The 14,542-nt window shown below is 70.6% G+C and carries 14 protein-coding genes; 12 read left to right on the top strand and 2 right to left on the bottom strand.

The features are described from left to right. The first annotated feature begins 62 nt into the window (after positions 1 to 62). Positions 63 to 1,655 carry an FAD-dependent oxidoreductase gene (locus QC180_RS08810; RefSeq protein ID WP_278262139.1) on the top strand — a complete coding sequence of 531 codons (1,593 nt, stop codon included), beginning with the start codon at positions 63 to 65 and terminating at the stop codon, positions 1,653 to 1,655. After that, positions 1,652 to 1,990, top strand: coding sequence for a 4Fe-4S dicluster domain-containing protein (locus QC180_RS08805; RefSeq protein ID WP_278262138.1), 339 nt, complete (start codon positions 1,652 to 1,654; stop codon positions 1,988 to 1,990). Before QC180_RS08810 ends, QC180_RS08805 begins: the two co-directional genes overlap by 4 nt. Here QC180_RS08805 and QC180_RS08800 read toward each other — a convergent pair. Next, positions 1,980 to 2,702, bottom strand: coding sequence for a 2'-5' RNA ligase family protein (locus QC180_RS08800; protein WP_278262137.1), 723 nt, complete (start codon positions 2,700 to 2,702; stop codon positions 1,980 to 1,982). The genes QC180_RS08805 and QC180_RS08800 overlap by 11 nt on opposite strands. A gap of 166 nt (positions 2,703 to 2,868) precedes the next feature. Between QC180_RS08800 and QC180_RS08795 the strand changes: the two genes are divergently transcribed. Then, the gene (locus QC180_RS08795) at positions 2,869 to 3,210 is read left to right on the top strand and encodes a hypothetical protein (protein WP_278262136.1); all 342 of its coding nucleotides are present in this window, start codon (positions 2,869 to 2,871) and stop codon (positions 3,208 to 3,210) included. Between the two features lie 3 nt (positions 3,211 to 3,213). Here the strand turns inward: QC180_RS08795 and QC180_RS08790 are convergent, their stop codons facing one another. Then, positions 3,214 to 3,585, bottom strand: a complete 372-nt coding sequence (locus QC180_RS08790; protein ID WP_278262135.1) for a YybH family protein — start codon at positions 3,583 to 3,585, stop codon at positions 3,214 to 3,216. A 626-nt stretch (positions 3,586 to 4,211) separates the two neighbouring features. On the opposite strand from QC180_RS08790, the gene QC180_RS08785 reads away from it, so the two are divergent. The 9 genes from QC180_RS08785 (at position 4,212) to QC180_RS08745 (ending at position 14,516) form a co-directional block, all read left to right on the top strand. Next, the gene (locus QC180_RS08785) at positions 4,212 to 4,745 is read left to right on the top strand and encodes a hypothetical protein (RefSeq protein WP_278262134.1); all 534 of its coding nucleotides are present in this window, start codon (positions 4,212 to 4,214) and stop codon (positions 4,743 to 4,745) included. 16 nt (positions 4,746 to 4,761) lie between these two features. Next, the gene (locus QC180_RS08780; protein WP_278262133.1) at positions 4,762 to 6,366 is read left to right on the top strand and encodes an MFS transporter; all 1,605 of its coding nucleotides are present in this window, start codon (positions 4,762 to 4,764) and stop codon (positions 6,364 to 6,366) included. Between the two features lie 60 nt (positions 6,367 to 6,426). After that, positions 6,427 to 6,858 (top strand): DUF7144 family membrane protein, encoded by a 432-nt coding sequence (locus QC180_RS08775; RefSeq protein WP_278262132.1) that lies wholly within the window; start codon positions 6,427 to 6,429, stop codon positions 6,856 to 6,858. Positions 6,859 to 6,904: 46 nt separating this feature from the next. Beyond that, entirely contained in the window at positions 6,905 to 8,209 is a 1,305-nt protein-coding gene (locus tag QC180_RS08770) for a diacylglycerol/lipid kinase family protein (protein WP_278262564.1), read from the top strand. A gap of 418 nt (positions 8,210 to 8,627) precedes the next feature. Beyond that, a complete protein-coding gene (locus QC180_RS08765) occupies positions 8,628 to 10,115 on the top strand; it encodes a condensation domain-containing protein (protein ID WP_278262131.1) in 1,488 nt (495 codons plus the stop codon). 4 nt (positions 10,116 to 10,119) lie between these two features. Further along, on the top strand, positions 10,120 to 11,340 hold the full coding sequence (locus tag QC180_RS08760) for a glycosyltransferase (protein ID WP_278262130.1): 1,221 nt from the start codon (positions 10,120 to 10,122) through the stop codon (positions 11,338 to 11,340). After that, entirely contained in the window at positions 11,337 to 12,275 is a 939-nt protein-coding gene (locus QC180_RS08755; RefSeq protein WP_278262129.1) for an ATP-binding cassette domain-containing protein, read from the top strand. The genes QC180_RS08760 and QC180_RS08755 overlap by 4 nt, the downstream gene beginning before the upstream one ends. Positions 12,276 to 12,299: 24 nt before the next feature. Next, positions 12,300 to 13,127 (top strand): ABC transporter permease, encoded by an 828-nt coding sequence (locus QC180_RS08750; RefSeq protein ID WP_278262128.1) that lies wholly within the window; start codon positions 12,300 to 12,302, stop codon positions 13,125 to 13,127. A 9-nt stretch (positions 13,128 to 13,136) separates the two neighbouring features. Next, positions 13,137 to 14,516 carry a hypothetical protein gene (locus QC180_RS08745; protein WP_278262127.1) on the top strand — a complete coding sequence of 460 codons (1,380 nt, stop codon included), beginning with the start codon at positions 13,137 to 13,139 and terminating at the stop codon, positions 14,514 to 14,516. The last annotated feature ends 26 nt before the right edge of the window (positions 14,517 to 14,542 follow it).

The raw sequence follows: 14,542 nt of genomic DNA, 5'->3' as shown, positions 1-14,542 counted from the left end.
CCTCGACCGGGCACCACCGCTTCTCCGCTCCGACATCCGGCCCCGCGACCCGAGGACACCTCATGACAGAAAACTGGCAAGCCAGCACCGATGTGCTGATCATCGGCGGCGGCCCGGCGGCGTGTTGGGCCGCGATCCACGCCCGCGAGGCGGGCGCCGAGGTGATCCTGGTGGACAAGGGCTACTGCGGCACCAGCGGCGCGACCGCGCCGTCGGGCACCGGCGTCTGGTACGTGGCCCCGGAGGCCCAGGCCCGCGCCGCCGCCAAGGCGAGCCGGGAGGCGCTGGGCGGCTACCTCGCCGACCACCACTGGATGGATCGCGTGCTGGATCAGACCTACACCAACATCAACCGGCTCGCCGTCGAGGGTCGGTACCCGTTCCCGGTCGACCCTGCGACCGGCACGCCGCTGCGCACCGGCGTGCAGGGCCCGGAGTACATGCGCCGGATGCGGGCCTGGCTGACCCGCATCGGCGTCCAGGTGCACGATCACAGTCCGGCGCTGGAACTGCTCGTCGACGAGGCGGGCGCGGTGCGTGGCGCGGCGGGCCATCAGCGTCAGCTCGACCGCGACTACCGGATCACCGCGAGCGCGGTCGTGCTCGCCACGGGTGGCTGCGCCTTCCTGTCGCGGGCGCTGGGCACCAATGTCGACACCGGCGACGGCGCGCTCATGGCGGCCGAGGCGGGTGCCCGGTTCTCCGGCATGGAGTTCTCCAACGCCTACGCGATCGTGCCCAAGGGCTCCACCATCACCAAGACCGCCTACTACGGCTACGCCACCTTCTTCGGTGCCGACGGCCGGGTGCTCGAGGAGGCGGGCTCGGCCCGAGGCCGCTCGGTGATCGCGCGCACCCTGCTGCAGGAAAAGGTGTACGCCCAGCTCGATCGGGCCGACGAGACCGTGCAGGCGCAGATGCGGGTGGGTCAGCCCAATTTCTTCCTGCAGTTCGATCGGCGCGGCATCGATCCGTTCACCCAGCGCTTCGAGATCGATCTGCTGGCTGAAGGCACCGTGCGCGGCACCGGCGGCATCGATGTGATCGACGAGGACTGCGCGACCACGGTTCCCGGCCTCTACGTCGCCGGTGACGCCGCCACCAGGGAGCGGATCTGCGGTGGTTTCACCGGCGGCGGCAGCCACAACGCGGCCTGGGCGATGTCGTCGGGCAGTTGGGCGGGCGCCGGAGCGGCCCGGTACGCGCAGGCCGCCGGTCGCGGCACCGACGCGGTGCACGGCATCGGCCGGGTCGGACTACGACCCGAGAGCGGGAGTTCGGTGTCCGCCGCCGAGGTGGTGGCGGCCGCGCAGGCCGAGTTGCTGCCGATCGAGCACAACTTCCTGCGTCACGGTGACCGGTTGCGCCCGGCGCTGGCCCGCCTCGATGAACTCTGGTCGGTCGCGGCGGACGGACTCGGCGGGGCGACCGGTGACGAGCGGGTCCGGGCACGGCAGGCCGCGGCCATCACCGCGGTCGGACGCCTCATGTACCGATCGGCGCTGGCGCGCACCGAGACTCGCGGCATGAGCAAGCGGGCCGACCACCCGGAGCTCGACCCGGCACAGCACCACCATCTGCTCTCCGGCGGACTGGACACGCCGTGGACGGATGCCGCGCCCACCCGCGAGCGGGTACTGGCGGTGGCGTCGTGATCGAACTGCTGCGCGCCGAGGACTGCATCGGCTGCGACAAATGCGTGGCCGCCTGCCCGACCAATGTGTTCGACCGCACCGACAGCGGAATCCCGGTCATCGCCCGGCAGTCCGACTGCCAGACCTGTTTCCTGTGCGAGGCGTACTGCCCGGTCGACGCGCTCTACGTCGCGCCGGAGGTCACGCCGCTGCCCGACGGGGCCACGGTGCCGACCGAGCACATCGGTGGCTACCGGGAGAAACTCGGCTGGGGGCGCGGGCGCACGCCGGGTGCCCGGCTGGCGGTGGGACCACGGCTGCCGCACGGCACCCCGCCGCCACGGCTCAGTTCCTGAGCAGCCGATCCCGCTCCGGGGTGCGCAGCGGACCGAAGAGCGGATCGTCGAAGACGGTGCGCTCGACGACTGGGGTGGGATCGCGCAGCAGGTCGGCGGTGCTGACCTCCGCCCAGTCGTATCTGCCGTTCTCACACAGCAATTCGACCATCGAGACGGCGGAGACCGTGTCGTCGAGGGTGAAGTCAATGAAGCCGTCCTCGGCCAGCACCGCGCGGATCTCGTCCTTCGGCACGGCGCCGGTCGCGTGCGCCAGGGTCAGGCAGGGCCGCAGCGGTTCGCCGAAATCGGGGATGCGCTCACGGATCCACACCTCGCTCAGCGCGCGGGTGAGGTCTTCGCGGACGCGCACCAGTTCCTCGGGCAGGGCGATCGGCAGCTGGATCGAGTCGTCGGCGACCATCGGCGGGCCGAAGGTGAGCGGGAACGGCGCGTGCTCGGCCAGCAGGTCCCGTGCCCCGGCCACCAGCGCCGCCAGGTGTACGCCCTTGACCCCGTCGACGAAGCCGATACCCTGCACCCCGATTCGCAGGTGCGCGGCGTCGACCTGCTCGAGCGCGGGTAATCGGGCCAGGGTCGGTGCGAAGATCTCGACCAGCTTGTCGGCGACGGTCTGGGTGGGTTCGATCTGCCAGTCGTAGAAGGAACGTCCCGACGTCCACCCCGGCCGCCACCACCAGCGGCTGGCAACCGTCATCTCGCTCGCGATCATGGTCCCACCTCCCGATCTCGGCCGGTGCTGCGATGCCAGTTACCTCTCAGCGACGGTATTCCCCGCCGCTGGGGGCCCGCAACACGACGAGACCGTTCCGTTGTGTCTTCGATCCCGAGTCAGCGCTTCGGGCCCCGGCGCGCCGGTGCGCACTACACTCACCGGCATGCCTGTTCGACGGCTGATCACGCTCTCCGCGTTCGCCCTCCTGCTTCCCCTCGCCGCCACCGCCTGCACCATGACGGGCCCCGGCACCACCTCCGAGTGCACCGTCGGCGGCTGCACCATCACCTTCGAACGCGGGGTGCAGGCCAAGGCCTCCGTGCTCGGCATCGACGCCGAACTCGTCGCCGTCAACGGTGACCTGGTCACCTTGAGCATCGGCGGCCAGCAGATCACCGTGCCGGTGGGTCAGTCCCAGGCCGCCGACGGTGTCGACGTCCGGGTCAGCGAGGTGACCGCCGACAGGGTGGTCGTCGTCCTGAACTCCGGACTCCAACAGAACTGACGCTCAGCCCAGCACGTTGGGCTGATCCAGGATCCACCGCCAACTCCCGTCGGGCTGGCGCCGGGCCACCTCCACCGTGGCCCCGCCCCCGCCGGGCAGTCGCGACGAGGTGAGCGCGAGGTCACCGGCCCGCAGGGCGGGCGACTGCGCACCGGGCTGGAACACCGGCCGGGACGCGACCAGGGCCGTATAGGCGGCCCTGATCTCCTCGAGCCCGGTCGCGACGACCCCGTCGGGCAGGGCGAGCACCGCGTCGGACTCGTACAGCTCGACCAGACCGTCCACATCTCCCGCGTTGAGCCGTTCGACCACGAGCCTGCTCAGATCTTCCGGCCGCCGGGCACGTTCACGCGCGGCGTCGTCGTTCTCGGTCATCGCCACCCCTGTCCTCGATATGGGCTGTGCGACAACGGTAACGCCGGGGTCCGACACGTTCGCGCGCGCTCGATCGCGGGGCAATCGCGTCCCACCCGCCCGGCTTTCCGGCTAGAGTCATCGCGTCGGCGAGGAGGGGGTCGGCGCGTCGAAGCGCCTGAGCCACATGGGATTTCCCTGAATGAAGCGCCTGGGTCTACTCGGACCAGGTGCAGCGCCCCGTAGTTCTCATCACCGACGACGCTCCCGCCGATCTGCCCGCCCTGGCCGGGCGCCGCTGCTGCTCGATCGCCTGCCCTGACCCTCCCCGACAGGGCGAAACCCCCGAACGCCGGTGGGCGTTCGGGGGTTTCGTCAGCGTGGCCTCAACCGGTCACAGCGGCGGGAAACCCGACGAGCCGGTCGCCATCCAGTTCCAGAACTCGGCAGCGCGGTTCACGAGCAACGCGATGACGTCGAGGGCAGTGCTTCCCATGGTCTTCCTCACGGTCGAACGAACAAACTTTCGCGCGTCACCATAGCAACCGGCTCCGACTGGACAACGTTGTGATAACGCGCAGATAACGCGAGAAGTCGGCGCCTATAGTTCACACAAGGGGTGTCACCCGACGACCACGGTGAGGCCGATGGAAGGCAACAGGCACACGCTCTTGCACGGGCCCTTGTTCTCCCGGGTCCCGCTCGATCAGCGCAACGCGACCAGCCGGATCAGTGCTTATATCTACGGCAACATCCTGATCCTGGCCGCACTGATCCCGGTCTCGCCGTCGGCGGAGAACGTCGGGATCCTCGTCGTACTCGGCACCGCCCTGTCGACCTTCGTCGCGCATTCCTTCGCCGAGAACGTCGGCCGGGCGGTGCGGTCGGACCAGTCGCCGAACGGTCTCGAACGCTGGACGGATCTGCGCGACTCGCTGCCCATCCTGAGCTCGGCGGTGCTGCCGTGCGTGATCCTCGCGGCCGCGGCGATCGGCTGGCTCGAACCGCGCACCGCGCAGATCCTGGCCGAGGCGGTGATGCTCGTGCGGATCGGCGGCATCGTGTTCGTCATCCGGCGACTCCAGGGCGCCAGCCCGGACCGCTCCACCCTCACCGGCGCCCTGCTGCTGACCTGCGTGGCCACCATCATCGTGGCGATCAAAGTCCTGCTGACCCACTGACCCGAGGAGCATGCCGATGTCGGCGCCACCGGTGAAGTCCAGTGCGCTCGTGCTGGCCGTGCTGGCTTCGGGCCAGTTCCTGATGACCTTGGACAGTTCGGTGATGAACGTGTCGATGGCGACCGTCGCCCAGGACCTGGGCACCACCATCACCGGCATCCAGTCCGCGATCACCCTCTACACGCTGGTCATGGCCTCGCTGATGATCACCGGAAGCAAGATCGGCGCGATCCTGGGCCGCCGCCGGGTGTTCGGGATCGGCCTGGTGGTCTACGGCATCGGCTCGTTCGTGACCGGCACGGCCCCGAATCTGACGGTGCTGCTGCTCGGCTGGTCGCTGCTCGAAGGCATCGGTGCCGCGCTGATCATGCCCGCGATCGTCTCGCTCGTCGCGGGGAACTTCGCCCCTGAACGCAGGCCCGCGGCCTACGGCCTGGTGGCGGCGGCGGGCGCGATGGCGGTGGCGGTGGGCCCGCTGCTCGGCGGCGCGGTGACGACGTTCGCCTCGTGGCGCTATGTGTTCTTCGGCGAGGTGGTCGTGGTGGTGGCCATTCTGCTGGTCCTGCGGCGGGTCCAGGACGCGCCCGCGCCCCGGGTCGAATTGGATCTCGTCGGATCGGTGCTCTCGGTGATCGGTCTGGGCGCCATCGTGTTCGGGGTGTTGCGGTCGAGCGAATGGGGGTGGGTGCGTCCGGAATCCGGGGCGCCGGAGTTGTTCGGGCTCTCGGCGGTCATCTGGTTGCTGCTCGGTGGGCTGTTCACGCTGTATCTGTTCCTGCGCAGGCAGAGCTGGCTGGTGAGCCGGGGCAGGGAACCGCTCGTCGATCCGGCGCTGCTGCGCAACCGCCAGCTGGTCGGTGGCTCGACCATGTTCTTCGCCCAGTTCGCGGTGCAGGCCGGGGTCTTCTTCGCGGTGCCGCTGTTCCTGTCGGTGGTGCTCGAGCTCAGCGCGCTCGAGACCGGGGTGCGGATCCTGCCGCTGTCGGTCGCGCTGATCCTGGCGGCGGTGGGTATTCCGCGCTGGCGCCCGAGAGCGAATCCGCGCCGGGTCGTCCGGATCGGGCTGGGCCTGATGATCGTCGGTGTGCTGATCCTGGCCGCTGGCATGGACCCCGGGGCCGACGCGAGCGTGGTGGCGATCCCGATGGTGCTGATGGGATTGGGGCTGGGTGCGCTGGCCTCCCAGCTGGGCGCCGTCACGGTCTCGGCGGTCCCGGATTCGCGCAGTGCCGAAGTGGGCGGGGTGCAGAACACCGCCACCACCCTCGGCGCCTCGCTGGGCACCGCGCTGATCGGCTCGGTGCTGATCGCCACCCTCACCTCCGCCGCCCTGGCTGGCATCGAGGACAACCCGGCGGTCCCGACATCGGTGCAGACCCAGGCCACCACGGACCTGGCCCAGGGTGTGCCGTTCCTGTCCGATGGGCAGGTGCACGAAGCGCTCGACGCCGCAGGCGTAGACGACGCGACCGCCCAGACGATCGCCGACGTCAACGCTGAGGCCCGGCTCGAGGCCTTGCAGGTGGCTTTCGCCGTGACCGCGCTGATCGCGGTCACGGCACTGTTCGGCACCGCTTTGGTGCCGCGCAGACCCGCGACCGAATCGAGCGGTTCAGAATGAACGTGGTCCGATAGAATTCGGCACGGGGGCTGCGCTATTCCGCATCGCGAGGAGCCGGAAATGACCGGAGATACAGCGTCGACGCACACCACACCGCCGGTGGCGGAACCATTTCAGAAACAGGCCGTCGCGGAGGGAATTTCCGTGGTGGCCGCGTGCCTGTTGCTCATCATGGCGGCGGTCTCGGTATTGCAGGGCATCGCCGCGCTCGCCGACGACGCCTTGTATGTCGCCGGAGTCGAATATGTGTACCGGTTCGATACGACCACCTGGGGCTGGGTCCATGTGATCCTCGGCGTGCTGGGACTGCTCGTCGGCGTCGGTCTGGTCCTGGGTGCGGCGTGGGGCCGTTACGCCGCGTTGGCCGTCGCGGCCTTGGTGATCGTCGCGAATTTCCTTTCCCTGCCGTACTACCCGGCGTGGTCGATCGTGATCATCGCGCTCAGCGTGCTCGTCATCTGGGCGGTCAGCACCTGGCAGCCCCGACACTGACAATCACCGGATCGTGCGCGACGGAGACGGACCGGTCGTCCACGCCATGACCGAGCACACCGCGCCGTCGAGCTCGCACTGGTGGGCCAGGGCCGCCTATCTGTTCGCCGCCGTCGCGATCGCGGTACCGGTGGTGTTCGCGGGGGTGGTGGGCACGGTCGCGCTGCTGCTCGTCGGGACCGGCGGTGTCGTGGTCACCACCGCCGCGCTCTACTGGTCGCTGACCAGGTACGGGACGCCGCGGTGGGTGTCGATGGGCCTGGCGGTGCTCACACCCCTCGTCGTCGTGGTCCTGTTCGTGCGCGCGCATCTGCTGTGGGTGGTGCTGGTGACCGCCGCGGCGGCCCTGGCGGCCCTGGCCTGTGCGCGGATCGCGCTGCGCACGGGAACCTCGCACACCACCGGTCCCGAACGGCCCGCTCCTCGTGCCCGGCAGGCGTTCCTGATCATGAATCCGCGTTCCGGCGACGGCAAGGTCGAGCGGTTCGACCTGCGGCGCCGGGCCGAGGAACTGGGTGCCGAAGTCGTGCTGCTGACCGGCGACGTCGATGTCACGGCCTTGGCCCGGGATGCCGTCGCACGGGGCGCTGACCTGCTCGGCGTCGCCGGTGGTGACGGCACGCAGGCGCTGGTCGCGGGCGTCGCGGCCGAGCACGGGCTGCCGTTCCTGGTGATCAGCGCGGGGACCCGCAACCACTTCGCGATGGACCTCGGCCTGGATCGCGGTGATCCCGCCGCCGGGCTCGACGCGCTACGCGACGGCGTGGAGTTACGTGTGGATCTGGGTCGGATCAATGGCCTGCCCTTCGTCAACAACGCCTCTTTCGGCGTCTATGCCGAGATCGTGCGCAGTCCGGCCTACCGCGACGACAAGACCGCCACGGTCCTGCGCCTGCTGCCCGACCTGCTCGCGGGCCACCGCGGGCACCGGCTCGTCGCGAACATCGACGGCGCGCCCGTCGCGGGCCCGCAGGCCGTCCTGGTGAGCAACAATCCGTACGGCACCAGCGATCTGGCCGGTCTGAGCCGCCGGGAACGGCTCGATCGCGGCCTGCTGGGCGCGGTCACCGTCAGCGTCACGAACACCCGCGACGCGGTCGGCCTGATCCGTCGCACGCGCAGCCGCGGCCTGACCCAGCGGACCACGACCGAGGTCACCGTCGACGCCGACGCGCCATGCATCCCGGTCGGCGTCGACGGCGAGTCGCTCGAGCTCGACACCCCGGTGCGCTGTGTCGTCGAGCCCGGCGCACTCCGGGTATGGGTGCCTCGGAACCGCCCGGGAACACCGCCCACCGCACCCACGCTCGATTGGGTCCGGTTGCGGGACCTGGCCTTCCGCGGCGGCTGATTCCGATACTTTCCTCGCCGCCGACATCGCCCAGAGTGAACGGACGGAAAACGGCACCGGACAACAGGTCCTCGCGATTGTGACGACGCCGACACCGCCCATCGACCGCACGTGAACAAAACTCTCGACGGACATCGGCGTCCACCGATAATTCCGTCCGAAACATTCTGTGCGCCAGCGACAGTCCTCGAAGGATCGCACGAATAATCTTCCACCGACCTTTTTGTTCAGCGAATCAGTGACGGCACTCACAGACATGTATTTCCGCTCGCTGGCTATAGCATCGAACGCGCCGAGGCTTCCCCGGGAATATCCACCGTCGAAGTTCCAGAGCAACAGTGGTGTCACATCGACGTGCCCCTTTTCGAATCCGTCTTCCGCCGCTTCGGCCTGTATTCGTCACGAGGTGAACCCGGTCATGGAATACACCCATTTGTCCGAATTCGAGATCCGTTCCGGGACATTGTCGATCTGGACTCCCGAACTGCCCGCCGCCGCCTGGCGGCCCGACGCACGCCCGCTCACCAGCGTGCACGCGGGCTACTGCGCCGGTGTCGACCCCGCCGACCCGCTGCCGGGTCGGGGCCGCTGGATCGGCACCGTCTTCGAGATGGACGCCCCGTTCGAGGCCGCGGCCTGGCGGGAGACGCTGCGGCGCTGGCACGCGCGGCACGAGGGCCTGCGCACCACCGTCGACGCGGCCGCTCGGACCCGCTCGACCGCGGCCGCCGACGAGCTCGTCATCGTCGAACAGCCGATCGAGGACCTCACCGACGGCACCGAGATCAACGAATTCCTGCGTGGCGCACTGGAACTGCGTCTGTCCCCGCTGGTGTGGCCGCACTGCCTGGCCGCCACCGTCGATCATCGCGACACCGGCGATTTCACGGTGCTGGTCGCGGCCGACCATTCGGTGCTGGACGCCTATTCGCAGGCCATCCTGATCCTGGAACTGCGCGCCCTCTACACCGAGGCCGTCGCCGGGCTACCCGCCCGCGCCTCGGCCACCTTCGGTAGTTCCGCCGATTACGCGGTGCTCGAGCGGGCGGCCGCCGCCGCGATCGATCCGAACAGCCCCGCCGTCGCGACCTGGCGGGACTTCCTAGCCGACGGGTCCATGCCGCGCTTCGCCCCGCGGGCCCAGCGCCCGGTCGAGGCGGGCCTGCCGCAGCCCAGCGTGTCGCGCCGGATCCTCGATCTGGTCGACCTCGAGCGGGTCGAGGCCGCACTCGACGCGGTCCGGCACCGCATGTCGGTGGCGGTGTTCGCCGCGCTAGCGCTGGCCAACCGGCAGCGCTTCGGCGACGGCGGGTTGCGCACAGTGATGCCGATCGCGACCCGTCCGGATCTGCGCTGGCTGGAATCGATGGGCTGGTTCGTCAATGTGGTGCCGGTCGAGATCGCCCTCGACGACACCGACGGCATCGCCGACGCACTCGACCGCTCCCGCGCGGCCCTGCGTCGCGCCAGGACAGCGGGCGACGCGTCGTGGAACCGGGTCCTGGAACTGCTCGAGGTCGCCGAGACGCCGCGCTTCGGCGTCTCCTTCCTCGACATCCGCGTGCTGCCCGGTTACGAACTCGTCGCCGACCTGCGCGGACGTACCCTGCGCGCCGAGTCGTACTCCCCCGACGAGGTGTTCCTGTGGGTGGTGCGCGCCGCCGACGGACTCTACGTCTCCACCCGCTACCCGGCCGGTTTCGCCGCGGACGCGATGGAGGAATTCCTCACCGAGTTCGGCCACGCCCTGCGCGCGATCACCGCCATGGCGTCCGTGCCGCAGCACACGGAGCTCGCCGCCGCGCCGACGCCCGCCGACCCGGTCGGCCACGCGCACTCGCCGACGGCGACCCCGGACCGCGACGGCGCCCCGGACCCGCTGACCGGCGCGGCTCAGGTGGTGTGAGCCGATGCGGGCACTGTTGGCGTTCACCGGCAGCCGGGGCGACGCGCAACCCGGCATCCTGCTGGCGCGGGCCCTGCGCGAGCGCGGTCACGAGGTGACGCTCGCGCTGGCACCGAACCTCGTTCCCTTCGCCGAGGCACACGGCATCGCGGCCGTGCCGTACGGCTACGACAGCGCCGCGCTCTTGCTGGCGCAACGCACCGACACCCGGTTCGGCGCCCGCGATCCCCTGGCTCGACTCCGCGCCACGATCGATCTCCAGCGGCGCGGGGTACCGGAAATGGTGCGTGACCTGCGCTTCCTCGTTCCCGGACACGATGTGGTGGTGGCTGGGATGGCGGGGGAAGAAGCCGCGGCCGCCACGGCGCGAGCGCACGGACTGCCGTTCGCCGCGCTGCACTTCTTCCCGATCCAGCCCAACGCCGCCGTCCCGGTCGTCCCGGCCCGGTGGGCGCGGCGCCTGCCCGGCGCCGTGCATCGGCTCGGGTGGACCGTTCTCACCGGACTGCGGGCCGCCGCCCTCGCCCCGGTCCTGCCGCGTGCCGAGGCGGACACCGCCACTCTGCGAATCCAGGCGTACGACCCGGACCTGTTCCCCGGTCTGCGCACGGAGATCCAGGGACCGTTCACCGGATTCCCGACCGACCGCGACGGCCTGCTGCGACCGCACGCCGACCCCGAACTCGACGCCTGGCTCGACGCGGGCAGCGCGCCGGTCTACGTGGGTTTCGGGTCGATGGACGTCGGCGATCCGCGCGAGTTCGCCGCGATGCTGCGGGAGGTCTGCGCGCGGCGGGGCCGACGACTGCTGCTCGCCAGCGGCTGGAGTCCCCTCACGCCGGGCATCGATGACGAGGTCGCGGTCGTCCCGCACGTCGACCACGCCGCCGTACTACCGCGCTGTGTCACCGTCGTGCACCACGGCGGGGCCGGAACCACCGCAGCCGCATTGAAAGCCGGTGTACCCCAGGTGATCTGCTCGGTCCAGGCCGACCAGCCCTACTGGGGCGCCGCCCTGCGGGATCTCGGTCTGGCCGCGACCGCTCGCGCGAAGGACCTCACCGGCGACCGGCTCACCGACCTGCTCGACCGGGTCGCCGATCCCGAGATCGTGCTGCGCGCGGCCGCGTACGCCACGGACTACACCGACGACGGTGTCGACCGCGCCGCCGACGCCGTCGCTGCCCTGGCCGCCCCGACCCCTTCCCCCAGGAGCCTCCGATGAGCACCGACCTCGCCATCCGCACCACCGGTCTCGGCAAGTCCTACGGCGATTTCCAGGCCGTGGGCAGCGTGGATCTCACCGTCGCGGCCGGTTCCGTCTTCGCGCTGCTCGGCCCGAACGGCGCGGGCAAGACCACCACCGTGCGCATGCTCGCCACCCTCGTGCGCCCCGATCGAGGCAGCGCCGAGATCTTCGGTTACGACATCGCGCGCGACGCCACCGCCGTGCGATCCATGATCGGGCTCACCGGCCAGTACGCCTCCGTCGACGAAACCCTCACCGCCGGGGAGAACCTGCGCCTGTTCGCCCGCCTGCTCGGCTTCTCGCGCCGTGGTGCGGCCGCGCGGAGCGCCGAGCTGCTCGAGGAGTTCGAGTTGTCCGCGGTGACCGATCGTCCGGTGGCGCAGTTCTCCGGCGGCATGCGACGCCGACTCGATCTGGCGGCCACGCTGATCACCGATCCACCGCTGATCTTCCTCGACGAACCGACCACCGGCCTGGACCCACACACCCGCGACAAGATGTGGGGCGTCATCCGGCGGCTGGTCGGCCGGGGCGCGACCGTGCTGCTCACCACCCAGTACCTCGAGGAGGCCGACGCGCTCGCCGACCGCATCGCCGTCGTCGACCGTGGCGCGGTGGTCGCCGAGGGCACCGCCAGCGAACTGAAGTCCTCCATCGGTGAGCAGGTGCTGCGCCTGGACCTCGCCGATCCCGCGGATTCCGCCCGCGCCGAGGCCATCGTCGTCGGGCTCACCGGACAGATCCCGGAGGGCTCGTCGGCGGGCACCCTCACCGTCGCCCTGGCCGATGCCGGTCCGGCGGCCGATATCGTCGCCGCCTGCCGAGCGGCCGGAATCCCGTTGCGCGGCTTCGCCGTCGACCGTCCCGATCTCAACGAGGTCTTCCTCGCTCTCACCGGCACCGCCGCCTGATCCCCGCGAAAGTCCGAGGCCGTCATGACCGTCACCACCACCGAGATCGCCCCCGCGCCCACGACCATCGACCGCCGTCCCCGCGTCACCCGCGTCGGACCGCGCGCCGCGCTGTTCCACTCGCTGATGATGGCCTGGCGCGGCCTGCTCACCTTCCGCCACAGCCCCCAGTTGCTCTACGACGCGCTGCTACTGCCCATCGTCGGCCCGGTGCTGTTCGGCAGCATCTTCGGCACCGCCATCGCCGGAAGCATGCAGGCGTATCTGCCGATCCTCATTCCCGGTGTGCTCGTGCAGATCGTGCTCACCTCCTCGGTGGCCACCGGTGTACAACTGTCCGAGGACATCCGCTCCGGCGTCTTCGACCGGTTCGTGGCCATGCCGATCGCGCGCTCCGCGCCGGTCGCGGGCGCGCTGCTGGCCGGGGCCACGCGCTATGTCCTCGCCGCGACGACGGTGGTGATCGTCGGGTTCGCCATGGGATACCGACCCGAGCATCCGTTCGGCTTCGCCGCCGGGGCGGTGCTGGTGGTGCTGGCCACCACCGCGATCAGCTGGCTGTTCGCCTTCATCGGTGTCACCGTGGCGCGGCCCGCCGCGGTGCAGGGGATGTCGATGCTGGTGCTGACCTTCCTCAGTTTCGCCTCCAACGCGCTGGTTCCCGAGGACGTGATGCCCACCTGGCTCGCCGTCGTCTCCGACTACAACCCGGTGTCCTATCTGGTGTCGGCGGTGCGCACCCTCGCCGAGGACGGGGTGGTCGGCGCCGACGCGCTGTGGTCGATCGTGGCCTCGCTCGTCGTCGCCGCCGTCTTCGCGCCCCTGACCGTCCGCACCCTGCGTGCCCGCTGAGGAGTTCCCATGACACTCACCGCCCCGGCGACGACCACCCGCGCGCCCGCCGCCGTCAACCGGCTCACCGCCGACGACGACCTGTTCCTGAAACTGCACAGCCTCTACGGCAACGCCCTGGTCAACCAACTCGCCTGGCGCTTCGACGAACCCCTGCCCGACGCGGTACCGACCAGGCTGCACGCGCACCTGGCCCAGGGATTCCTGGCTCGACGTGTCCATCCGGCACCGCTGCCCTTCGCCCGCCCGTACTGGCTGCCCGCCACGGACTCGCTACCCCTGGACCTGGCCACGACACCGGTGTCCGAAGACGACGTACTCGATTGGTTCTTCGACCGCAGCCGGGTGGATTTCGACCCGGCGACCGGGCGGGTCTGGCAACTCTCGGCGGCACCGACCTCCTCCGGAGGAACCCTGGTCTCGCTGGTGACCTCGCATGTCGTCTCCGACGGCGGGGCCGTGCTGTTCGCGGTCGGTGACGCGCTGAACCGGCTCGCCGCGGGCGAGGAACCCGATCGGAGCGCCAGCTCCGGGAGCCTGGTGGGTGTCGCGCCACGAAACCCGTTCCGCGCGAACCTGTCCGACGCGGCCGGACAGACCCGCGCCATCGGGCGCGGTATCCGCGGGGCGATCGCGAGCCGCGCCGTCACCGAGCCCGCCCGCAACCCGCGGCCGACGCGGCCCGAACTCCCCCTCCCGCCCCGATGGGCACCGGCCGACCTCGTCGCGCAGCTCGACCTGGACCAGTGGGACGCGGCCGCCCGCCGCCACCAGGGCACGACGAACGGCCTGCTCATCGCCCTGGGCGCCGGACTGCTCGGCCGCAGCGGCCGGGTCGGTGACACCGCCGAGATCCGCGTCGACGTCCCCCATTCGCTGCGCGGCCCCGATGATCCGCGCGCCAACGCCACCACCGGCCTGCCGATCTCGGTCACCTACCGCACCGGCGAACCCATCGACCTGGCCGCCGTCCGCGCGGCCGTCAAACGCGCCGCCACCGCCTACCGCGACCCGGCCACCACCCCGGCCCAGCAACACCTGCAACCACTGCAGATGGTGCTCCCGCGGGCGGTCCTGCGCTGGTTCGCCCGCACCGCCAAGGCCCCGGAATGCCTGTGCACCAATCTCGGCGAATCCGCGCTGGGCGTGGCCGACTTCGCCGGGCACCGCGCCGCCGCCGTCCTCATGCGGCCGGTGGTGTGCGCCAATGATCCGGCGATGTTCCGCCGCGTCGAGGTCGGCGTCAATCTGTCCTTCTCCACCGACGGCCGTACCGTCACCCTCGCCGTCACCGGCGCCGACCCGGACCGGTTCCCCACCCGCGCGAGCCTGCGCGAACAGGTGACCGCCGAGCTCGCGTCCTGGGGGCTGGTGCCGCGCTACTGGTAATCACCCTCTCCGGGTGAGGACGGGCA

It is taken from the genome of Nocardia anocheti (genome assembly GCF_029675105.1).
GTDB lineage: Bacteria > Actinomycetota > Actinomycetes > Mycobacteriales > Mycobacteriaceae > Nocardia.
This window is presented reverse-complemented; position numbering and strand designations above follow the sequence as displayed.